This is a genomic window from Roseateles sp. GW821-FHT02E12 (assembly GCF_059421665.1).
This window is the reverse complement of the sequence record NZ_JBWKVK010000001.1, coordinates 976157-996940: the sequence shown is the minus strand read 5'-3', so window position 1 is coordinate 996940 and position 20784 is coordinate 976157. Positions and strand designations below refer to the sequence as shown.

The 20784-nt window shown below is 70.1% G+C and carries 27 protein-coding genes; 9 read left to right on the top strand and 18 right to left on the bottom strand.

Translation table 11 applies throughout. The annotated features are described in order from the left end of the window. Window positions 1-46 precede the first annotated feature (46 nt). From AC07V5_RS04760 to AC07V5_RS04745, 4 genes are all read left to right on the top strand, one after another. Entirely contained in the window at window positions 47-487 is a 441-nt protein-coding gene (locus AC07V5_RS04760; RefSeq protein WP_495114467.1) for a hypothetical protein, read from the top strand. Next, window positions 484-1368, top strand: coding sequence for a DUF2145 domain-containing protein (locus AC07V5_RS04755; protein ID WP_495114466.1), 885 nt, complete (start codon window positions 484-486; stop codon window positions 1366-1368). Before AC07V5_RS04760 ends, AC07V5_RS04755 begins: the two co-directional genes overlap by 4 nt. 12 nt (window positions 1369-1380) lie before the next feature. Continuing rightward, window positions 1381-1839, top strand: coding sequence for a hypothetical protein (locus AC07V5_RS04750; RefSeq protein WP_495114465.1), 459 nt, complete (start codon window positions 1381-1383; stop codon window positions 1837-1839). Window positions 1840-1937: 98 nt separating this feature from the next. Further along, window positions 1938-3281, top strand: coding sequence for an aminotransferase class I/II-fold pyridoxal phosphate-dependent enzyme (locus AC07V5_RS04745; protein WP_495114464.1), 1344 nt, complete (start codon window positions 1938-1940; stop codon window positions 3279-3281). A gap of 3 nt (window positions 3282-3284) precedes the next feature. Here AC07V5_RS04745 and AC07V5_RS04740 read toward each other — a convergent pair whose 3' ends face one another. From AC07V5_RS04740 to AC07V5_RS04725, 4 genes are all read right to left on the bottom strand, one after another. Further along, window positions 3285-3989: a glutathione S-transferase N-terminal domain-containing protein gene (locus AC07V5_RS04740; protein ID WP_495114463.1), complete on the bottom strand. Its 705-nt coding sequence runs from the start codon at window positions 3987-3989 to the stop codon at window positions 3285-3287. 119 nt (window positions 3990-4108) lie between these two features. Then, window positions 4109-4465 carry a hypothetical protein gene (locus AC07V5_RS04735; protein ID WP_495114462.1) on the bottom strand — a complete coding sequence of 119 codons (357 nt, stop codon included), beginning with the start codon at window positions 4463-4465 and terminating at the stop codon, window positions 4109-4111. After that, window positions 4462-4836, bottom strand: coding sequence for a nuclear transport factor 2 family protein (locus tag AC07V5_RS04730; RefSeq protein WP_495114461.1), 375 nt, complete (start codon window positions 4834-4836; stop codon window positions 4462-4464). The genes AC07V5_RS04735 and AC07V5_RS04730 overlap by 4 nt, the downstream gene beginning before the upstream one ends. A 15-nt stretch (window positions 4837-4851) precedes the next feature. Continuing rightward, window positions 4852-5094: a hypothetical protein gene (locus tag AC07V5_RS04725; RefSeq protein WP_495114460.1), complete on the bottom strand. Its 243-nt coding sequence runs from the start codon at window positions 5092-5094 to the stop codon at window positions 4852-4854. An 84-nt stretch (window positions 5095-5178) separates the two neighbouring features. On the opposite strand from AC07V5_RS04725, the gene ubiA reads away from it, so the two are divergent. Continuing rightward, complete coding sequence (gene ubiA / locus AC07V5_RS04720) at window positions 5179-6084, top strand: 4-hydroxybenzoate octaprenyltransferase (protein ID WP_495114459.1); 906 nt, start codon at window positions 5179-5181, stop codon at window positions 6082-6084. Beyond that, complete coding sequence (locus AC07V5_RS04715; protein WP_495114458.1) at window positions 6084-6872, top strand: substrate-binding periplasmic protein; 789 nt, start codon at window positions 6084-6086, stop codon at window positions 6870-6872. The genes ubiA and AC07V5_RS04715 overlap by 1 nt, the downstream gene beginning before the upstream one ends. Window positions 6873-7025: 153 nt before the next feature. Here AC07V5_RS04715 and AC07V5_RS04710 read toward each other — a convergent pair whose 3' ends face one another. The 6 genes from AC07V5_RS04710 to proC form a co-directional block, all read right to left on the bottom strand. Then, a complete protein-coding gene (locus tag AC07V5_RS04710) occupies window positions 7026-8036 on the bottom strand; it encodes a Gfo/Idh/MocA family protein (protein WP_495114457.1) in 1011 nt (336 codons plus the stop codon). A 30-nt stretch (window positions 8037-8066) separates the two neighbouring features. Beyond that, window positions 8067-9101 (bottom strand): Gfo/Idh/MocA family protein, encoded by a 1035-nt coding sequence (locus AC07V5_RS04705; RefSeq protein ID WP_495114456.1) that lies wholly within the window; start codon window positions 9099-9101, stop codon window positions 8067-8069. Next, the gene (locus tag AC07V5_RS04700; protein WP_495114455.1) at window positions 9091-10245 is read right to left on the bottom strand and encodes an HPP family protein; all 1155 of its coding nucleotides are present in this window, start codon (window positions 10243-10245) and stop codon (window positions 9091-9093) included. The genes AC07V5_RS04705 and AC07V5_RS04700 overlap by 11 nt, the downstream gene beginning before the upstream one ends. A gap of 85 nt (window positions 10246-10330) precedes the next feature. Further along, on the bottom strand, window positions 10331-10882 hold the full coding sequence (locus AC07V5_RS04695; protein WP_495114454.1) for a hypothetical protein: 552 nt from the start codon (window positions 10880-10882) through the stop codon (window positions 10331-10333). A gap of 201 nt (window positions 10883-11083) precedes the next feature. Next, a complete protein-coding gene (locus AC07V5_RS04690) occupies window positions 11084-11626 on the bottom strand; it encodes a chorismate--pyruvate lyase family protein (protein ID WP_495114453.1) in 543 nt (180 codons plus the stop codon). Then, window positions 11627-12439, bottom strand: coding sequence for a pyrroline-5-carboxylate reductase (gene proC / locus AC07V5_RS04685; protein WP_495114452.1), 813 nt, complete (start codon window positions 12437-12439; stop codon window positions 11627-11629). A gap of 148 nt (window positions 12440-12587) precedes the next feature. Between proC and AC07V5_RS04680 the strand changes: the two genes are divergently transcribed. Then, window positions 12588-12953: a hypothetical protein gene (locus tag AC07V5_RS04680; protein WP_495114451.1), complete on the top strand. Its 366-nt coding sequence runs from the start codon at window positions 12588-12590 to the stop codon at window positions 12951-12953. Window positions 12954-12955: 2 nt separating this feature from the next. Next, window positions 12956-13981, top strand: coding sequence for a hypothetical protein (locus AC07V5_RS04675; protein ID WP_495114450.1), 1026 nt, complete (start codon window positions 12956-12958; stop codon window positions 13979-13981). A 206-nt stretch (window positions 13982-14187) separates the two neighbouring features. Here AC07V5_RS04675 and AC07V5_RS04670 read toward each other — a convergent pair whose 3' ends face one another. From AC07V5_RS04670 to AC07V5_RS04640, 7 genes are all read right to left on the bottom strand, one after another. After that, complete coding sequence (locus tag AC07V5_RS04670) at window positions 14188-15312, bottom strand: S1C family serine protease (RefSeq protein ID WP_495114449.1); 1125 nt, start codon at window positions 15310-15312, stop codon at window positions 14188-14190. Window positions 15313-15409: 97 nt separating this feature from the next. After that, a complete protein-coding gene (locus tag AC07V5_RS04665; RefSeq protein WP_495114448.1) occupies window positions 15410-17275 on the bottom strand; it encodes an ABC transporter ATP-binding protein in 1866 nt (621 codons plus the stop codon). A gap of 39 nt (window positions 17276-17314) precedes the next feature. Then, the gene (locus AC07V5_RS04660; protein WP_495114447.1) at window positions 17315-18250 is read right to left on the bottom strand and encodes a PEP-CTERM sorting domain-containing protein; all 936 of its coding nucleotides are present in this window, start codon (window positions 18248-18250) and stop codon (window positions 17315-17317) included. A gap of 94 nt (window positions 18251-18344) precedes the next feature. Beyond that, on the bottom strand, window positions 18345-18770 hold the full coding sequence (locus AC07V5_RS04655) for a hypothetical protein (RefSeq protein WP_495114446.1): 426 nt from the start codon (window positions 18768-18770) through the stop codon (window positions 18345-18347). Window positions 18771-18807: 37 nt separating this feature from the next. Continuing rightward, window positions 18808-19203: an MAPEG family protein gene (locus AC07V5_RS04650; protein WP_495114445.1), complete on the bottom strand. Its 396-nt coding sequence runs from the start codon at window positions 19201-19203 to the stop codon at window positions 18808-18810. A 45-nt stretch (window positions 19204-19248) separates the two neighbouring features. Next, a complete protein-coding gene (locus AC07V5_RS04645; protein WP_495114444.1) occupies window positions 19249-19527 on the bottom strand; it encodes a DUF2277 domain-containing protein in 279 nt (92 codons plus the stop codon). A 12-nt stretch (window positions 19528-19539) separates the two neighbouring features. Continuing rightward, window positions 19540-19719, bottom strand: coding sequence for an oxidoreductase-like domain-containing protein (locus AC07V5_RS04640; RefSeq protein WP_495115660.1), 180 nt, complete (start codon window positions 19717-19719; stop codon window positions 19540-19542). A gap of 49 nt (window positions 19720-19768) precedes the next feature. On the opposite strand from AC07V5_RS04640, the gene AC07V5_RS04635 reads away from it, so the two are divergent. Further along, complete coding sequence (locus AC07V5_RS04635) at window positions 19769-20176, top strand: hypothetical protein (RefSeq protein WP_495114443.1); 408 nt, start codon at window positions 19769-19771, stop codon at window positions 20174-20176. A 188-nt stretch (window positions 20177-20364) separates the two neighbouring features. Here the strand turns inward: AC07V5_RS04635 and AC07V5_RS04630 are convergent, their stop codons facing one another. Continuing rightward, window positions 20365-20751: a hypothetical protein gene (locus AC07V5_RS04630; RefSeq protein ID WP_495114442.1), complete on the bottom strand. Its 387-nt coding sequence runs from the start codon at window positions 20749-20751 to the stop codon at window positions 20365-20367. Window positions 20752-20784: the final 33 nt, after the last annotated feature.

Sequence of the window (20784 nt, the reverse complement as noted above, 5' to 3'; positions counted from 1 at the left end):
ACATCCGCGCTATCGTTGGCCACCCTCACCAGCCCGCGAGCCCACGATGCGCCTTGCTCTTCTCGCTTCTGCCGTTTCCCTCGCCTTGGCCGCCACCACCGCTGCCCAGGCCACCTCCTTCGCATCGTCCGCCGCGGAGGCCGGCTCGTCGGCGTCCGGCAGCGTGTCGGACTCGTTCAAGGCTTCGTCCAACAGCAGCGGCGGTGGCGAGCGCCGCGCCGAAGGCCGCTACCGCGTCACCGAAGTGGCCCAGGCCGACGCCGGCAAGCTGCGCCTGACGCTGGCGCGCGACGGTGCCGAGCCCGTCGAGCTGACGCTGCCGCAAAAAGCCCTGGCCGCCCGCGCCGTCAACGTGGGCGACGAGGTGCAGGCCACGCCCCAGGCCTATGGCGTCGCCTTCGCGCATGCCGACACCGGCCAGGCCTTCTTCCTCGTGCTGGAAGACGCCTGGCACAAGGAACTGGCCGCGCGCGTCGTCAAGCCTTGATCCGTGCGGCGCTGGCCGCGTCGCTGCTGACGGCAGCCGGCGCGGCCCAGGCGGCGTCACTGCCCCCCCGCGGCTGTGACCGGCCGGTGAACGTCACGGCCACGCAACAGGACCGCCTGCTGCGCTTCGCCGCCATCGTGCGCGAAGCCCTCGCCGCCTCGGGCACGCAGGCCGCGCTGATCTCGCGCTCGGGCACCGACCTGTCGCGCTTCGATCTGCGCTACTCGCATGCCGCCGTCGCGGTGGCCGATGGCCTGGACACGCCCTGGGCCGTGCGCCAGCTCTACTACGCCTGCGCCGAAGGCCAGCCCCGCCTCTTCGACCAGGGCCTGGCGGGCTTCGTGTCCGGCAGCGACGACGTCGACGTCGGCTACGTGAGCCTGTTGCTGCTGCCCCCCGAAGCTGCCGCGCCGCTGGCCAAGGCGGCGCTCGACAAGGAGCTCGCGCTGGGCCTGCTGAACCCGCGCTACAGCGCCAACGCCTACCCCTTCAGCACCAGCTACCAGAACTGCAACCAGTGGGTGGCCGAACTGCTCGCCTCGGCCATCGCGGGCGGCAGCGCCCGTGCGCAGGCCCAGGCCTGGCTGCGCGCCGAGGGCTATGCACCCGAGCCGGTGCATGCCTCGCCGTGGCTGATGCTGGCGGGCCGCTTCGTGCCCTGGCTGCACTTCGACGACCACCCAGACGAACAGCTCAACGCCGGCGCCGTGCAGACCAGCCTGCCCCAAAGCATCGAGGCCTTTGCGCTGCGCCGCTGGCCTGCCGCCCGCCACATCGAGCTCTGCCACGGGCCGCAGGGCGTGGTGCAGCGCGAGGGCGGTGCACCGCTGGCGGCGGGCTGCGTGGCGCAGGCGGGTGACCGGGTCACCGCGTTGAATTGAAGCGGCCGCGCGATGAAGCCCGACCCCACCGCCCGCCAGGTTGCCGACTGCATCGCCCGCTACACGCCCGAGATGGCCGACGCGATCACGACCTGCAGGCGCAAGCTCTGCGCCCGCGTGCCGCGCGGCTTCGAGCTGGTCTACGACAACTACAACGCGCTGGCCATCGGCTACGCCTGGGCGGACAAGGCCTCGGCCAGCCTCGTGTCCATGGCTGCCTATCCGCGCTGGGTGACGTTGTTCTTCCTCTACGGCAAGGACCTGCCCGACCCCGACGGCCTGCTCGAAGGCGAAGGCGTGCGCGTGCGCAGCATCCGCCTCGCGTCGCCGGACGACATCGACAAGCCCGCCGTGCAGCGCCTGCTGACGCTGGCACTCGCGCCGCACGAGGCCGACTTTGCCGCGGCACCCCCGCTGAAGACCGTCGTCAAGGCCGTGGCGGAGAAGCAGCGCGAGAGGCGCCCGGCCTGAAGCCCTGATCGCGAATTCGACAGAAGTGCGGATGCCAGGCGCAGCACGGCTGCGCACAGTCCGCCCCACAAGATCGATTGATTGACTGGGGCACCGACATGGACGAACTGCTGGACCGGGCTGCCGACGCGCCGCCCGCCGAAACCACGAACGACACCACCGACGGCGCCGAGCTGCGCGGCTCGTCCTTCGACTACCTGACCCAACCCGGCACCGACCTGGCCGCCAAGGCCCAAGCCTTCCATGCCTGGGCGCAAACGCGGGTGTCGCACGGCGTCTTCCCGTATGCCAAGCGCCTGGGTGGCCGGCCGGGTGCAACGGCCGAGCTGACGCTGCTGGACGGCCAGCGCCATGCGGGGCTGAACTTCTCGTCGCAGGAGTACCTGTCGCTGGCCCGCCATCCCAAGGTGTGCGCGGCGGCCCAGGCGGCGATGGAGCGCTACGGCGTGCACAGCGCCGGCTCCACGGCACTGGCCGGTAATGTCGAGGAAGCCGTGGCGCTGGAGGCGGAGCTGGGCGAGCTGCTGCGCATGCCCGAGGTGCTGCTCTTCCCGACCGGCTGGGCGGCGGGCTTCGGCGCGATCAAGGGCCTGGTGCGCGAGAGCGACCACATCATCATCGACCAGCTGGCCCACAACTGCCTGCACGAAGGCGCCCGCGCGGCCACGCCCAACATCCATCTGCACCGGCATCTGGACGTGGACCACGCCGAGCGCCTGCTCAAGCGCGTGCGCCAGCGCGACCCGCACAACGGCATCCTCGTCGTCACCGAGGGCTGCTTCTCGATGGACGCCGACGCGCCCGACATCGCCCGGCTGCAGGCCGTGGCGCGCGAGCACGGCGCGCTCCTGATGGTGGACGTGGCGCACGACCTCGGCTCCATGGGCGCGGGCGGTGGGGGCCAGCTGGAGCTGCAGGGGCTGCTCGGCCAGGTGGACCTGGTGATGGGCTCGTTCTCCAAGACCTTCGCGTCCAACGGCGGCTTCGTCGCCAGCCATGACCCTGCGATCAAGGAGTACCTGCGCTTCTACGCCGCGCCCAACACCTTCTCCAACGCGCTGTCACCCGTGCAGGTGGCCATCATCCGGGCCTGCCTCGCCATCGTGCGCTCCAGCGAGGGCGTGGAGCGGCGCGGGCGGCTGATGCGGGCCATCCTCGGCCTGCGTTCGGCACTGACCGAGCAGGGCATCATCGTGCTGGGCCAGCCATCGCCCATCGTGCCGGTCATGCTGGGCGCCGATGCGCTGGCCCGCGTGGCCAGCCGCGAGATGGCCCAGGCCGGCCTGCTGGCCAACCTCGTGGAGTACCCGGCGGTGTCGCTGAACAGCGCGCGGCTGCGCATGCAGGTCATGGCCGACCACACGCCGGCCCTGGCGCAGACGGCGGCCCATATCGTGGCCGACGCGCTGCAGCGCGCCAGAGCCACGACGGGCCTGCACTGAGCTTCAGTCCCGCGCCGGGATCTTCAGCCCGCGCTGCACGGCTGGCCGCGCCAGGAAGGCCTGCAGTACGCGCTTGACCTCGGCGAAATCATCGAAGCCGACGAGTTCCCCTGCACCGTAGAAGCCGATCAGGTTGTTGACCCAGGGCCAGGTGGCGATGTCCGCCACCGTGTACTCGTCACCCACCAGCCAGTCGCGGCCCTTGAGGTGCACGTTCAGCACGTTGAGCAGGCGGCGCGCCTCGGCGATGTAGCGGTCGCGCGGGCGCTTGTCCTCGTAGTCCTTGCCGGCGAACTTGTGGAAGAAGCCGACCTGGCCAAACATCGGCCCGATGCCGCCCATCTGGAACATCAGCCACTGGAGGGCCTCGTAGCGGCGCGCCGCATCCTTGGGCAGCAGCTGGCCGGTCTTGTCGGCCAGGTAGATCAGGATGGCGCCGCTCTCGAACAGCGCCAGCGGTTCGCCCCCGGGGCCGTCGGGATCGACGATGGCCGGGATCTTGTTGTTCGGGTTCAACGACAGGAACTCGGGGCTGAGCTGATCATTGGTGTCGAACCTCACCAGATGCGGCTCATAGGCCAGGCCGGTTTCCTCCAGCGCGATCGACACCTTGACGCCGTTGGGTGTGGGCAGCGAGTAGAGCTGCAGGCGTTCCGGGTGGGCGGCGGGCCATTTCTTCGTGATGGGGAAGGCGCTGAGATCGGTCATGACAGGGGTTCGGGGCGACGGGGAGCGCGACTTTAGGCGCGCCGGCCAAGACCTGAGACGGGCGAGGATTTCGGCGCGGGCGTAGGCGATGGCGAGGGGTCGGCGAGGAGGCCGCGAGATCAGCGCGCCCCGGCCGGCTTGCGCGTGGCCTGGCAGAACCGGGCCTGCGCGGCCTTGTCCTCGGGCTCGACGCGCGGCTCGAGGCCTGCCAGGGCTTCGCCCACGCGGGCGTTGCCCTTGTATTTCTGCTTCAGCCGGGCCAGTTCGGCATCGGTGCCGGGGCAGCTCTGGCAGGCCGACCAGTCGATGTCCTTCTGGCGCTCCGCGTCAAATCCGCGCTGGCCGCGGTAGTGATCGCAGGCCTCGCGCAAGTCGAGGAGGGTCTGGACCTCCTTGGGCAGCGGCGCCGGCGCGGCCCACGCGGCCAGCGAGACCGAGAGAAACAATGCTGCTGCAGACCGGCTCATGATCTTCAATATCGCTCGACATGCGCCGACGCCCGCGGCCCCGGCTCGTAGGGGTCAGGCCAGTAGTCGGTCACGCGCAGGATGAGGCCGTCCTTCACGTCAAAGAGTGTCAGGCCCATCATGGGCGGCGCGCTGCTGCTGAAGTTGATCTGGGTCATCGCACTGGCGTCATCGGCAATGCAACGGAGCACTTCGGCCCGCCAGGGCTGGGGCCAGGTGGCGAAGAAGTCCACGTAGCCCAGCGCACCGCGGATGCGTTCCCGGCTCTGCGGCGCCTCGTAGACCAGGTCGGCATGCAGCAAACGGCCCAGGCCCGCCCAGTCCTGGGCGTTGGCGAGCTGCCAGTGCAGCAGCACGAGGTCGCGGGTGGACAGGCTCATGAGACTGACTCCAGTTCAGTGGATTTCCTTGAGGCCGTGACGGCGCAGCACCTCATTGATCTCGCCGAAGGAAGCGAGCATGGCCCTCACCATCAATTCCATCATGCGTTGCCGGCCTTGGCGAGAGGCCATCAGCCGCCGGAACTTCTGGTGCACCGGATCGGCGAGCAGTTGAGCCAGCCGCGCCAACTCGGCGCCGTAGAGCGTCGATACACGCTGGATCGGCACGGCGGCAACAAGAGGATGCTTCAGGACCATTCAGGGGCCAGGCAAACGGGAGGGGCGAAAGACTATGCCCGGTGATGATTCACCAGTACCGCCGTGCGGCGTGAAAATGCGGCCATGTCCACCACCGCCCCCGCCGCCACGCCCCCGTCGCGGCTTGCGCTTTATCTGCAGCTGATCCGCTGGGACCGCCCGGCAGGCTGGCTGCTGCTGCTGTGGCCGACGCTGTCGGCGCTGTGGATCGCGGCGGACGGCTGGCCGGGCTGGCATCTGCTGGCCGTGTTCACGCTGGGCACGGTGCTGATGCGCTCGGCCGGCTGCTGCGTCAACGACGTGGCCGACCGCGAGTTCGACCGCCACGTGCAGCGCACCGCCCAGCGGCCGGTGACGACGGGCGCGGTGTCGGTGAAGGAGGCGCTGGTGCTCGGCGCGGTGCTGTCGCTGGTGTCCTTCGGCCTGGTGCTGACGACCAACCCGCCGGCCATCCTGCTGAGCTTCGCGGCGCTGGCCGTGGCCATCGCCTACCCGTTTGCCAAGCGCGTGCTCGCCATGCCGCAGGCCGTGCTGGGCGTGGCGTTCTCCTTCGGCATTCCGATGGCCTTTGCCGCGGCGCTGGGCGGGGTGGAGTGGCATCTGCATTCGGTGCCGCTGTCGGCCTGGGCGCTGCTGGTGGCCAATCTGTTCTGGGTGCTGGCCTACGACACCGAGTACGCGATGGTGGACCGCGACGACGACCTGCGCATCGGCGTGCGCTCCTCGGCCATCGCGCTGGGCCGCTGGGACGTGGCCGGCATCATGATCTTCTACGCGACCTACCTGGCGATGTGGGCGGGCCTGGGCCTGCGCCTGGGCCTCGGGCGCTGGTTCCTGCTCGGCATCGCGGCGGCTGCGGCCCAGGCCGCGTGGCACTTCACGCTGATCCGCCGGCGCAGCCGCGCGGGCTGCTTCACGGCCTTCCGGGCCAACCACTGGCTGGGCTTTGCGGTGTTCGCAGGCACGGTGGTTGACCTGGCCCTGCGCTGATGGACACGCGGCGCCGCTTTCTAGGCTGTGGCGGCGCGCTGCTGGCGCCGGGCTGGGCGGGCGCCGAGCCGGCCGCCTCCGCCCCGGCGGGCGGCCCGGCGGCCGGCCCGCTGGTGCTGGTGAACACCGTCTACCCGCCGCTGGTGAACCCGCAGGGCCATGCCAGTGGCGAGGGCATCGACATCGAGATCGCCCGCGAGGCGCTGAAGCGCGGCGGCCATGCGGCGGCGATCGAGGTTCAGTGGGTGCCGTGGAAGCGCGTGCTCTTCATGCTGGAGCGCGGCCTGGCGGACTTCACGACGACAGTCAACTACAGCACCGAGCGGGACCACTTCCTGCGCTGGAGCGTCAGCTACCGCGCGGGAAAGCACTACCACTTCTACACGCGGCACGGCTCCGGGCTGAAGCTGGAGCGGTTGGAGGATCTGCGCGGCCTGCGGCTGGCGGTGAGCGCGGGCTACATCTACCCGAAGCCGGTGCTCGATCAGGTGAACGGCCAGGTGGAGTACGCGCGAGACGTTGCCGCCGCGGTGCAGCTGGTGGAGCACGAACGCGCCGATGTCGTCATCGTGACCGCGCTGGTGGGGCTGTGGGAGGTGCGCCAGCTCGGCCTCGCCGGCCGGCTCGATCGCCAGCCGCTGCAGCATTTCAACCCCGAGCCCACCTTCATGGGCTTCTCCCGCGCCAGCCCGCGCACGCCGGCCGCGCTGGCGGCCATGGACGTGGGCCTGGCCAGCATGCAGCGCGACGGCAGCATCGCGCGCATCGAGAAGCGGTACGTGCGCTGAGACCGCGGCGGCCAGAACGTCGTGTACCGGGTTTGCGGGCCGAGCGCCGGGCCGCTCCCAAGCCGGCCCGCCTTGGCAATGTGCTTGCCGGTCGAGCCGGCAAGCATCGCCGTCCCCTCGGGGGACCGGCCAAGGTACTCCTTGGACGAGGGGCTAAAACCTCTCGCGAATCGCGTCCATCCAACCCAGCAGCGCCAGCGTCTCGGCGTGCGGCATGCGCGGGCTCTCGACCAGGCCCGCGCGGATGCAGGCCTGAGCCTCCGCGATCTCGCCCTCGAAGCCGTTGAGCACGAAGGGCGCCTCCTTGCGTTCGGGCTCTTGCCCACGGCGGATCAGCTCCACGGACTGCGCGTATGAGAAACCGCTCGGGAAGCGCAGGCAGCCTTCGCTGCCCAGGGCCTCGAAGGCGTTCACCGACGCGGCATCGAAGCCGCAGCGGAACTGCGAGGTCACGCCGCCGGGGAAGTGCAGCGTCACGTTGACCGCGGCGTCCACGCCGGTCGGCGCCATCTTGGCCTGCACGTCCATCGCCACGGGCTCGGGGCAGACGCCGCCGTTCATCTGCTGCAGCACCCAACGCGTCACGGCCAGGTTGTAGATGCCGATATCCCACAGGGCGCCACCGGCCAGTGCCGGGTTCCACAGCCGGTGCTGAGGGTCGTAGTTGGCCGCGAAGCAGAAGCTCGACTGCATGGCGCGCAGCTCGCCGATGGCACCCTCGCGCAGCCAGCGGCCCGCCAGGTCATAGGCCGGCAGGAAGCGCGTCCACAGCGCCTCCATCAGGAACACGCCCTGGGCGCGCGCGAGGTCCACCAAGGCCTGAGCCTCGGCGCGCGTCGTCACCAGCGGCTTCTCGCACAGCACCGGCTTGCCCGCCTGCAGCGCGGCGCGGATGTACTCGCCGTGGTTGGAGTGGGGCGTGGCGATGTAGACGGCGTCCACGGTCGGGTCGGCCAGCAGGTCTGCCAGCGCTGTCGTCACGCGCGCTGGGGCCTCGCCTTCGCGCTGCCACTGCGTGGCATAGGCCTGGCCCTTGGCCGCGTCGCGCGCGAACACGGCGGCCAGCCGTGCGCCGGGCGCTGCGGCCAAGGCGGCGGCAAAGTGGTTGGCGATGCCGCCGGCGCCAATCACGGCCCAGCGGAACATGTCGTTGTCACGAGTCATGTGAGGATGCCGACGAGCCAGGCCTGCGGATCAGGCCTTGTTGACGCCGCCCGGGAAGCGGGCGCGGATGGCATCCATCCAGCCCAGCAGCGCCAGCGTCTCGGCGTGCGGCATGCGCGGGCTCTCGACCAGGCCCGCGCGGATGCAGGCCTGGGCCTCCGCGATCTCGCCTTCGAAGCCGTTGACGACGAAGGGGGCCGCCACACGCTCGGCGGGCGCCTTGCGTGTGACGAGCTCCACCGCTTCGGCCTGCCAGAAGTCCACCGGAAAGCGCAGCCCAGCCTTGGAGCCCAGCGCCTCGAAGGCGTTCACCGAGGCGGCGTCGAAGCCACAGCGGAACTGCGACGTGACGCCGCCGGGGAAGTGCAGCGTCACGTTGACGGCGGCGTCCACGCCGGTTGGCGCCATCTTGGCCTGCACGTCCATCGCCACCGGCTCGGGGCAGACGCCGTCGTTCATCTGCTGCAGCACCCAGCGCGTCACGGCCAGGTTGTAGATGCCGATGTCCCACAGCGCGCCGCCGGCCAGCGCCGGGTTCCACTGGCGATGCAGCGGGTCGTAGTTGGACGAGAAGCAGAAGCTGGACTGCATCGCGCGCAGCTCGCCGATGGCGCCGTCGCGCAGCCAGCGGCCGGCCAGGTCGTAGGCCGGCAGGAAGCGCGTCCACAGCGCCTCCATCAGGAAGACGCCCTTGGCGCGCGCCAGGTTCACGAGGGCCTGGCCTTCATCCCGCGTCGTCACCAGCGGCTTCTCGCACAGCACCGGCTTGCCCGCCTCCAGCGCGGCGCGGATGTACTCGCCGTGGTTGGAGTGGGGCGTGGCGATGTAGATGCCGTCCACGGTCGGGTCGGCCAGCAGGTCTGCCAGCGCTGTCGTCACGCGCGCAGGCGCCTCGCCTTCGCGCTGCCACTGCGTGGCATAGGCCTGGCCCTTGGCCGCGTCGCGTGCGAACACGACGGCCAGCCGCGCCCCGGGCACGGCCGCGAGGGCGCCGGCAAAACGGTTGGCGATGCCGCCCGGGCCGATCACGCCCCAGCGGAAAACTTTGGTGTCGTCATGAGCCATGGTTGCCTAACGCTTTCACGAGGTCGGATTGGGTGAGGATGCCGACGAGCCTTGCCTGCTCGCCGACGATGGGGATGTGGTGGTGGCCGGTGTCGGAGAACAGCGGCACGAGTTCCGCGATGGGGCGCTCGGCGCTGGCCACGCGCACCTGGCGGCTCATGATCTGGCCGACCACCTCGGGCTTGGTGGAGTGCGTGGCCGGCGAGGGCTTCAGCAGCGTCTGCAGCCGGCCGCCCAGGCCCTCGCGCCGGTCGGCCTCGGCGGCGCGCATGAAGTCGGCGCGGGTCACGATGCCGACGATGCGCTGCACGCGGTCCACCACCGGCAGGGCCTTGATGCGGTGTTGCTGCAGCAGCGCCCAGGCCTCGGCCAGCGGCATGCCGAACTCGGCGGTGACGACGGGGCTGGACATGATGTCCGTGCAGCGCAGGCCGCCCAGGCGCCTGCGGTAGCTCATCAGCTCGGCCTCGTGCAGCAGGTCGGCGAGGTCGTCGCGCGGCACGTCAAGCACCTGGTTGTAGCGGGCCAGCACGGCGTCCAGCTCGGCGTCGCCGAAGCGCGGCTGCGCCATCTGCGCGCCGGTGGGCGCCTGCGCGTGCTGCGCATGCGGGTAGCGGCGGCCGGTCAGGCTGTTGTAGACCATGCCGGCCAGCACCAGCAGCAGCGAGTTCAGCGCGATGGGCACGAAGGCGAAGTGCCAGTCCTGCGTCGCCGTCAGCACCATCAGCAGGCCGGCTGCACCGCCGGGCGGGTGCAGGCAGCGCAGCAGGAACATCAGGCCGATGGCCAGCGCCACGGCGGCGGCGGCCACCACCAGCGGCGGCAACGGCAGCCAGTGCATGCAGGCAATGCCGACCAGGGCCGACACCGTGTTGCCGCCGACGACGGCCCAGGGCTGGGCCAGCGGGCTGGCCGGCACGCCGAAGACGAGGACCGCGCTCGCGCCCAGCGGTGCCACGAGCGCCACGACATGCCAGGGCAGCCCCGGCGCCATGGCGGCATGACTGAGCGCACCGGCCAGCAGCAGGCCGAGCCCGGCGCCCAGCACCACGCGCAGGCGCTCACGCGCATTGACGGCTTGCGGCGCGGGCCGCAGCGCGTTCAACCAAACGAGAACACGGTCAGGCAACAAGGCAGTGGACATGGGCGGCGGCAGGGCAGAAGAGCCGAGCCGCCGATTGTGTCCGCCACCGGCGCCCGCGCCGGATCAAGCGGGTTTCAGATAACTCTCAGGCCTTGCCGAGCAGCAACCCGCTCATCTGCACCTTCAGCACCAGGGCCTGGGCACGGCGCTCCTTGGTCGCGGCGCGCTGGTAGGCGGTCTCGGCCTTCTCGCGCAGGGCCACGGCGCGCTCCAGCGCCTCCTGGTAGCGCTCGACGGTGTAGGTGTTCTCGGTGCCGATGTAGACGCTGCGGGCCAGCGGCGTCTCGCCGAAGCGCGGCAGCGTCACGGCAAAACTGCAGTCACGCACACGGCTGCCGGCGCGCTGGCGCACGATGGGGCCGGAGATGCCGGAAGGCAGATCGCTCTGCTTCTTGCGGCTGGGCGTGCGGCGCAGGCGCGACGGCGCAGGCAGCGTCGCGATGCGTTTGAGCAGTTCCTTGGTTGCCATCGCCAGCGCCTTGCGTGCGCCGCTGCCGTCCTGGCTGTGGTCGGAATACAGCTTGGTGCCGCCGTAGCGCAGCTGCCAGCCGTGTGTCGACAAATGATCGATTCTTTGAATGCATTGCGGCACGACAAAGTGCTCGCCGCTGAAGATCATCACGTCTCGCGTGTTCATAACTGCCCCCAGTCACTCAGCTCGCCTTCGCGTCTTTGCGCGGCAAGTCTCTTTACTAACGCCTCTCTGGTACGGACTGAGTTTATGAGCGTTTATGGGCTTGTCGCGAATTTATGACTCCGTGAAAACACTTCCATCGCAACACCGTCAGCTCCGCGACAGCCAAGCGCCCGGGGCGGGTTTCCCAGGTTTTGCTGGCGCCTAGCGGCCGCGCCGCCCCGGCCGCTGGCCTGCCAGCGCGGGTGCAAACAGCTCCATCACGCGCAATTGCGTGCCGCTGCGGCTGAACACCGAGTTGCGCGACCACAGCATCTGCGGCGACATGGCCGCCCCCGTGGCCTCCAGCCATTGCCGCCCGGCATGCCGGTGCGTGTGGCCCTGGCGGGCCAGGCGGCGTGGCTGCAGCTCGCTGCGGCTGATGCGGTGGTCGTCATAGAGCAGATGCGCCAGCGGCCGTGCGCCCAGGCCCTTCAGCGCCCGCCAGGGGCCGGTGGTGGCGCGCTGGTGCACGGCCGAGCGGGCCCAGACCAGCGGCTCGCCATCCACCCTCAGGATGACCTCGCGCACCACGGTCAGCCCACGCGGCGGCAGGCCCAGGGCTGCGCGCTCCAGCGTCCGGAACGGCGTCACGCCCTGGCGCAGCACCTGCACCTCGAAGCGCTGGCCCAGCCGGGCCAGGCGGCGGCTCAACGAGCCCGGCGCCCGCAGCCAGTCGCGCAGGCTGTCTCTGGTCGCAATGCCCACTCAGCCGAACTCTTTGCCCAATTCCGCGGCGCGCTTATGGGCGGCCAGCACGGCACGCTGGATGGCGTCGTCGACGGCATCCGCCTGCATGGACGTGATGGCCGCGTGCGTCGTGCCGCCCTTGCTCGTCACGCGTTCGCGCAAGGTCGTCGGCGACTCGTCCGAAGCCAGCCCCAGCGCAGCCGCGCCGGCGCAGGTGGCCAGCGCCAGGCGCCGGCCCTGCTCGGCCGTGAGGCCCATGTCCACGGCCGCGGCCATCATGGCTTCAACGAAGAAGAAGAAATACGCCGGGCCCGAGCCCGACAGCGCCGTCACGGCGTCGAGGTCATCCTCGCGCTCGACCCACAGCGTCTGGCCGGTGGGCGCCAGCAGGCGCTCGACCGAAGCACGTTCGTCGGCCGACACCGCCGGCCGGGCGTAAAGGCCGGCGATGCCCTTGCCGACCAGGGCCGGCGTGTTGGGCATGCTGCGCACCACCCGCTCGCTGCCGGTGAACTTCACGAGCGAGGCCGACGGGATGCCCGCCATCACCGACAGCTGCAGCGCCCCGCCCAACCAGGCCTGCAGCGGCTCGGCCGCCGCGGTGAAGAGCTGGGGTTTCACGGCCCAGACGACGGTGGACGCCCGGGCCAGGCTGGCATCGCCCGCAGCCAGGGCCTGCACGCCGAGCTGGGCGACGAGCTTCTCGCGCTGCGGCGCGTACGGCTCGACGACGATGAACTGCGTGGCGGCCATGCCGGCACGCAGCAGGCCACCGATGACGGCGCTGGCCATGTTGCCGCCGCCGATGAAGGCGATCATTTCTGCACTCATGGTGCGGAAGTCTAAGGGTCGGGAATTTCACGCTGTGCGAACCCCGGGGACACGTCAACAATGCCCGCGCCTGAGCGGCAAGCCGGCCTCCACCGGCGAGACACAAACCAGTGACATCAACCGACTACCGTGCCCTGCGCACAGCCCCATGACCTTCTCACGCCTCGCCACCCTCCTGCTGCTCAGCGCCGCCCTGGCCGCCTGCCAGACGGCACCTACAACAGCGCCAGCGCCGCCGGCGCCCACTGTCCAGGCCCCGCCGGGCGTCGTGTTCGCCGGCAGCGACGGCAGCAGCATGGCCAACGCCGTCGTCGTCAACACCCAGCTCAAGGGCGGCGCCGGCGTGCGGGCCGAGTACGTCTGGCTGTCGCAGCGCTACCCGGGCTACAAGCGCAAACTCCAGGCCCTGATCCATCAGGGCGACAAGCACTACGACCGGCTCGACATCACGACCGCCGACGGCCGCGAGCTGTCGGTGTGGTTCGACATCACGTCCTTCTTCGGCAAGTTCTGACCATGCCCCTCGCCCGCCGCCCGCTGCTGCTTGTTGCCGCCCTCGCGCTGGCCGGCTGTGCCGGTGGCCCCCCGCCGCCCAAGCCCTGGGCGGAGACGGCGGCGCGCGAGCTGAACCTGGCGCTGAGCAGCTTCGAGCTGCAAGGCCGGCACCTGACGCTGACGCGCAGGGCGGGCGCCGCAGGGCCGCTGCCGGTCGTCGTCTACCTGCCCGGTATCGGCCAGGGCAGCGAGGCCGGCCAGCGCTGGGCCGCGGCCTGGGCGTTGGCGGGCTACGCGGTGCTGGCCGTGCAGCCGCTGGAAGAAGACGCGGCCGCCTGGCGCTCGGCGCTGGCGCGCACCGGCGAGTTTCGCGCGCTGGGCGAGCTGCACTACGGCGCGGCCATGCGCACCGCCCGGCTGGCCGCGCTGCGGCGCCTGGTTGCGTCGCTGCAGGCCCAGCCGGCGGCGGCCGGCGTGGCACTGGACTGGCAGCGTGCGGCGATGGCCGGCTACGAGATCGGTGCGCAGACGGTGCTGGACCTGGGCAGCGACGCCGATGGCTGGCTGCCCCGCGCCGTCATCGCCATCAGCCCGCCGCCCATGGACGCCGCTGCCGCAACGCCACCGGCCCTGCTGATCACCAGCGACAGCGACGGCGATGCCCTCGGCCTCGTCAAGCAACCGGCCGAACGCCGCCGCGCCTTCGACACGATGCGCCCCGGCGCCGGCTGGCTGCTGGCACTGCCCGCCATGTCGCACCCGGCGCTGGCCGGCACGCTGGCGCCGGAGGGCTGGCATGAGCAGGATCAGCACCGCGGGCGCGAAGCGCCGAGCGGGCAGCAGCGCGGCGGCATGGGCGGCGGCCAGGGGGGTCAGGGCGGCCAGCACGGGCCGGCCGGCGGCGTGCCGCGTGGCCCCCGCAGTGGCAGCGCCACCGAGGCGGCCCAGGCTGACCTGAACGAGGCCCTGCGGGTCAGCACCGGCTTCCTGGACTCTCAGCTGCGCAGCGCGGCGATGCCAGCCGGCGCATCGCTGACGATGCGCTGAGGTCGCTCGGTGCCAGTACGACATGTCGACACGCCCCACCTTCCAAACGGGAGCGTGCACCAAGCGGGCGCGATGGCCGGTCTCGACGTGTTCTGGCTTCGCGGCGCGACGGCCTGCGGGATCACTCCGCGTCGACAGTAGGCCCAACGGCGCCACTGTTGCCAACCGCGACATGCGGGCCTTTTGCGACGCGGCGATGGGTCCGGTCAGCGCGAGTTGATCGCCTTGCGGAACTGCTCCAGCGTGTCGCGGATCACCACGTCTTCGTTGGACACCATGTTGTCCCGTCCCTGGCCGGCGATGAAGAGCGGTTCCTGCGTCTCGTAGTCGAATGCCGCAAGCACGAAAACGCGGAAGCGATACCAGATGTCCCACATGCTCAAGTAGCTGAGATTCACGACCATCTTGTCGGCGCGCTCGGTGTCCGGACCGACGATGCCGGCCTGGATCTTGGCGACACCCTTGCTGGCGGCCTCCATCCCCGGTGCCCTGTCGTAAGTCAGCCGGCCGAAGCCGCCCTCATCGGCCGTCTTCATGAAACCCAGCACCTCGCCGCCCTTGATGGCGAAGTTGACGTTCTGAGGCAGCGCTCCCCCGTTGGCCTGCGCCACGCGGCTGGCATTCAGCGTCTTGTTGACGACGCCCACCACATTGCCTTCGCGGTCCAGCAGTGGACCGCCACTGTTGCCGGGCTGGATTTCGGCTGAAACCTGGAGTTCCTTGGGGTTGTCGCGCATGCCCGCCGTGGCCGACACGAGGCCGCGCGTCATGCGCGCCGCGTTGCCCAGCAGCCGCGACAGCGGGTAGCCGATCGTGAAGACTTCATCGCCCATGGCTGCCGGCTTGCTCGTACCGCGAAAAGGCAGCACCGCGCTGCCGGCAGGCAGAGGCTCGCGGAGCTTCAGCAGCGCCAGGTCGGCGTTCTTGTCGGACTTGACGACGTCGGCCAGCAGCCGCTGGCCATTGAGCGTGACCGTGGCTTCCTTGAGATCACCCAGCACATGGGCGCAGGTCAGCAGCAAACCATCGCTGCCAACGACGAAGCCCGTGCCCTGCGCCGCCTCAACCGGTTGGCCGGCCGGCATCACAGTGACGCGAAAGCCCATAGCCTGCAGGCCCGCCACAACCTTGGGCACCACCTCGCGCTTGTCTTCCTTGGGTGGAACGAGCAGGACTTCCTTGAAGGACTTGTAGCTCTTGGCCTGTAGCTCGGTGGAGGCGCTGGTGTTGGTGATCAGCTGCGTCGAGGAGGCACAGCCCTGCAGCCATGAACAGGCCAGCAGGCACAGCGCCAACCCCAACGGCCGCGCGTCGCGAAATAACCCGACCATCCCTGTCCTCCCTGTTTGGCGGCATGGTAGTGCCCGCTCCGGCATGACGCGACGCTGCCAGCGTCCGAGAAAACCCGGAAAGCGCAACGCACAGCCGTCAGTCGTCCAGCCCCAAAAAGCCGCCGCTCTGGTGCGCCCACAGACGCGCGTAGATGCCGCCCTGCGCCAGCAGCTCGGCGTGGCTGCCCTGCTCGACGATGCGGCCGGCGTCCATGACAACGAGGCGGTCCAGCGCCGCTATTGTTGACAGGCGGTGCGCGATGGCCACGACCGTTTTGCCCTCCATCAGCGTGTACAGGCTTTGCTGGATGGCGGCCTCGACCTCGCTGTCCAGCGCGCTGGTGGCTTCGTCCAGCAGCAGGATGGGCGCGTCCTTCAGCATCACGCGGGCGATGGCGATGCGCTGGCGCTGGCCGCCGCTGAGCTTGACGCCGCGCTCGCCCACGAAGGCCTCGAAGCCGGTGCGGCCCTTGGGGTCGGACAGCGTCGCGATGAACTCGTCGGCATGCGCCCGCACGGCGGCGCGCTGCATGTCGTCGGGGGTCGCGTCGGGGCGGCCGTAGAGGATGTTGTCCGCCACCGAGCGGTGCAGCAGCGAGGTGTCCTGCGTGACCATGCCGATGTGGCGGCGCAGCGAGTCCTGCGTGACGCTGGCGATGTCCTGGCCGTCGATGAGGATGCGGCCGCCCTTTTGCCCGCTCACTTCAGGCAGGTCGTACAGGCGCAGCAGCAGGTTCACCAGCGTGCTCTTGCCGGCGCCGCTGCGGCCGACGAGGCCGATCTTCTCGCCCGGCTTGATGCGGAGGTCCAGCCCGTCGACGACGACCTTGCCGTTGGGATAGGCGAAGCACAGGTTCTCGAAATGCACTTCACCGCGCGGCACGGTCAGCTCGGTGGCACCGCTCGCGTCGGCAATGGTCTGCGGCTTGGACAGCGTGGCCAGCCCGTCCTGCACGGTGCCGATGTGCTCGAACAGCGACGCCATCTCCCACATCACCCAGTGCGAGATGCCGTTCAGGCGCATCGCCATCGCGGTGGCCGCGGCAACGGCGCCAACGCCGATGGCGCTCACGCCCCACAGCCACAGCGCCAGCAGCGCCGTGCTGCCCACGAGCAGGGCCGACAGCAGCGTGTTGACGATCTCAAAGCCGGTGACGAGCCGCATCTGGCCGTAGGCGGTCAGCATGAAGTCCTGCATCGCCGACTTGGCGTAGCCGGCCTCGCGCCGGCCGTGGGCGAAGAGCTTGACGGTGGCGATGTTGGTGTATGCGTCGGTGATGCGGCCCGTCATCAGGCTGCGCGCGTCGGCCTGGGCCTGGGCGATCTTGCCCAGGCGCGGCACGAAGAAGCGCAGCGCCAGCAGGTACAGCGCGAGCCAGGCGGCAAAGGGCGCCATCAGCCAGGCGTCGAAGCTGGCGACGATGCCCACCAGCGTGCCGAAGTAGACGGCCACGTAGACGAGGATGTCGACGACGATGAGCCAGGTGTCGCGCACCGCGAGCGCCGTCTGCATCACCTTGGTGGCGATGCGGCCGGCGAACTCGTCGCCGAAGAAGGACAGGCTCTGCGACAGCATGCGGCGGTGGAAGATCCAGCGCAGCCGCATCGGGAAGTTGCCGAACACGCCCTGGTACTTCAGCAGCGCCTGGGCCGAGGCCAGCACGATGCTGACACCGAGCACGCCCAGCAGCATGTGCACGACGGGCTGCGGCTTGGCCCACAGCTCGGCGGGCTTCATGCCGGCCAGCCAGTCCACCAGCGAGGCCATCAGGCTGAACAGCAGCGCCTCGGCCGCCGCGATGCCGGCCGTGAACAACGTGACCGCGAACAGATGCGGCCGCACGCCATCGGCGCAGCGCCACAGGAAGGCGAAAAAACCGGTGGGCGGGGCGGCGCCGGTGGTCTCGGGATAGGGATCGACGAGGCGCTCGAAGCGCGCGGCCAGGGGCTGAAACAACGACATCCGGCTAGTGTCGCCGGACAACGTTGTCGGGCACAGGCCTCAACGTTTGCGGCGCCAGGCCGCGAGGCCCAGCACGCCACCCGCCAGCAGCAGCCAGCTCGATGGCTCGGGCACGCTGACGACGACCGCGCCGCGCGCGATGGCCGACTGCGTGTTGGCCAGGATGTCGGCCTGCACCGCGGCGCCCAGGGCCGGGTCGAGCTGGGTCGTGAAGGTGTGCGTCGCGTCGGCAAACGCACCGCGGTTGACCGGCAGCTGCATGCCGGCGACGACGAGCACCTCCTGCCCCGGCGCGAAAGTCAGCGAGCCCGCCGCGCACGCCGCGGTGCTGAGGCTGTAGCTCTGGGCGCCGCCTGGCAGCGCCACGGAGATCGTGCCGGTGCCGAGCACGCCGGGCGTGCTGCAGTCGGCGTAGAACAGGCCGTCGAAGAGGCTCTGCGGGTCGGTGCCGTAGCCGGCCAGGATGGCCGGGTCCCAGATGCCGACATAGGCGGTCAGGTGGGCGCCGCCGGGCAGGCCGGTGTCGACCGCGTTGCTGGACGAGTCGACGATGTGCACGCTGCCGGCCACCGAGAAGGGCGTGGGCGCGGCACCGCCGATCAGATACGACTGAAAGCCGAACACATTGATGTTCATGCGCACGTCGCCGCTGGCCTGGGTCCAGCCACGGATGACGGGCAGGTCGAAGCCGCCGAAGCCGACGTCGGACCAGGCACGGTTGCCGCTGCCGGCGTCGAGGTCGTTGATGCCTGCCACGCCGACCCCACCGCCGTAGCTGCGGCTGGCGATGGCCTGGCCCGGGCCGGTGCCGTCGCAGACATCGCCTGCGCCAACGCTGCTGCAATCACGCAGCGTGGCGAGCGACACCGAGCCCACGGTCTGCGCCTGGGCGGCCGAAGCGGCACAGCAGGCTGCCGCGGCCAGCGACAGGGCGGCCCACAGCGGGCGAGAAGTTTTGCGGCTGGCGAAGTTCATCGAGGCTCCAGTGGCGGCGGCTTGGGTATGCACGCCACTGTAGAGACTCGGCGCGCGGTGCGCCTCCGTCAAATTGGGGGACTGCCGGCGGCGCCTACTGGCTGGCGGCCGAGGCCGGTGCGGCCGGCGGCACGGGCACGACGACGCCGGGCGACAGCGAGATCTCGTCCACCAGCGTGACGCCGGTGACGAAGTAGCGCGTCTCGCCGAAGCAGGAGCCCGGCAGGCCGACCTTCTCCTCGTAGTGCAGGTTCACGCGGCGGCCCATGACCTTGTTGATGGCCTGGGCGGTGGCCTCGTCATGCACCGTGAAGTAGAACTTCTCGACACTGGCCGTGCCCGGCAGCGACACCAGGGCCTGCTCGCCCTCCCAGGTCTTGCAGACCCAGCCCTTGCGCGAGAACTTCTGCACCCAGCCGGCGCGTTCGCCGTCGGAATAGCTCCAGCGCCAGGCGAAGGCAAACCAGGCCGCAACCAGCAGCAGGAGTGCGATGAAGGACAGGGCGAGCTTCAGGCGCATGACGGTGTGGGTAGAGACGAGGCGCGCGGATTGTGCGTCAGACCATGCCCATGACCATCATGGCGAGACCGACGATGCTGACCGCCCAGACCCCCGTGCGCAGGAAGGAAATGCCGGCGAAGTAGACCGGCAGGTAGATGAGCCGCGCCCACAGGAAGACCTGGGCGCCGAGCAGCACCCGCTCGTTGGTGGCACCCGCCACCTGCGCGACGAGGGCCAGCGCGGCGAAGAACACCAGGTTCTCCAGGCTGTTGGCTGCCGCGCGCTGGGCGCGGCCGGCCAGCGGCGTTGCCTCGGGCAGGTTGTCGCGGTTGCCGAAGGCCAGCATCAGGCCCTTGGGCGTCCAGGCCTTGGCCCGGATCAGGCTCGCCGCGAGCACGGTCAGCCAGGTGAGCAGGGTCATGCAGATGACGAGGGACAGCAGCTTGGGCATGGTGATTTCCTCGGAAGTTGCCGCGTCAGGCCGACGCGCCGCGCATCATCCGCCTGCACTGCCGAAGCGCGCCTGAGAACGAACCCGCGCCTTCTCGGCCTCGATCTCGCGGTTCTTGGGCTCGGCCGTCGTCACCAGCGCCGCGATCAGCGTGCGCGCCTCGTCGGCGATGGCCGCGACGGCATGGTCAAACGCCGCCGCGTTGGCCTGCGACGGCACGTTGAAGCCGCTGAGCTTGCGCACGAACTGCAGCGCCGCGTCGCGGATCTCCAGTTCCGTCGCCGGAGGTTCGAAGTTGAAGAGGGTGCGGATGTTGCGGCACATGGCGGGGCCTTGTCAGCTGGCGTCCGGATGCCGCTCGCGCCAGGCCCGCAAGGCTTGGCGGTACTCATCCTTGGCCAGGTCGTAGAGGTCGAAGATGCAGGGGTCGCAGCCGTTGCCGCAGCAGGCGTCGAGGTCGGGCTGCGGGGGCGGCTGCGGCATGGGATCGGGGTCGACGGGCTCGGTCATCACCATCGATTCTGCGGCAGCGAAGATGGCGGCATCCCGCCCGGAGAGTTCCACGATGTTCGCCATCAAAGCCGAGATCCACGACACGCAGGCTGAGGACTTCGTGTTCGCCGCGCAGAAGACGATGTACGGCGGCAAGCGCATCGCCGCTGGTGACGTGGTCTATCTCTTCGCCAGCGAGAACGAGGGCGGCGCGGGGCTATTTGCGCGCGGCGTCGTGACGGCGGCCGAGCCCACGCCGCGACTGCCTGGCGTCGAGCGGCAGACGCCCCGCGTGAGCATCAAGGTCAAGCGCACGGCGCTCGTGAAACGCCGCCTCGGCCGCGCCGAACTCAAGCCTTTTTCGAACTGGGACGACGGCCGGCCCGAGACCGAGCTGAACTTCAAGTTCTACCGCCAGGCAACGAACAAGATCGTCGGCCTCAGCGACGCGGCTGCAGCCTTTCTCGGCCGCTTGTTCTGACAACGGCCCGGAGCACGAATCTGTCACACAAAACCGGCGCGGATTCGGTTATGCTGCATCGCAACATTGCAACGTCGCAATGACCGTTTGTCTCCTCCACCGCCCCTGGGTGGATTTGGCCCTCTTCAGGTGGCTTGCCGCCAGCAGAGGGCCTTTTCTTGTCCGGTGCACCGCCGCCGGCAATTGCCTCAAGCTGAGCCCTGCAGTCGCGCTGCAGGGCGGCGGCTTTCGAGGTGCCGGATTCGCGTCTGCAATTCGGCCAGCTCGCGCTCGAACTCCACGTCCTTGATGGCCGCGATGCGGTCTCGGATGTCGCGCAGCGCCTGCAGCGGCTTGGACGCCGCCTGAGCTTCGGCCGGCAGGCGCTCGGCCATCTCGATCAGCAAGTCGGTGATGACACCGAGCTGGTGGCCGTAGGTCGCTACGTCGAAGGCACGGGCCTCGATGCGAGCGTTGCCCGCCTCGGGCTTGATGCCGGCGAAGAACCAGTCGAGTCGCGGCTCGATGTCCTGCGCCACGTCACCGCTGAAAGGCAGGCGCAACTGGGGCGCCCAGAGCCAAAGCCAAGGAAACATGTTTGCTTCTCCCTGCACGCCCTGACCGCAGGC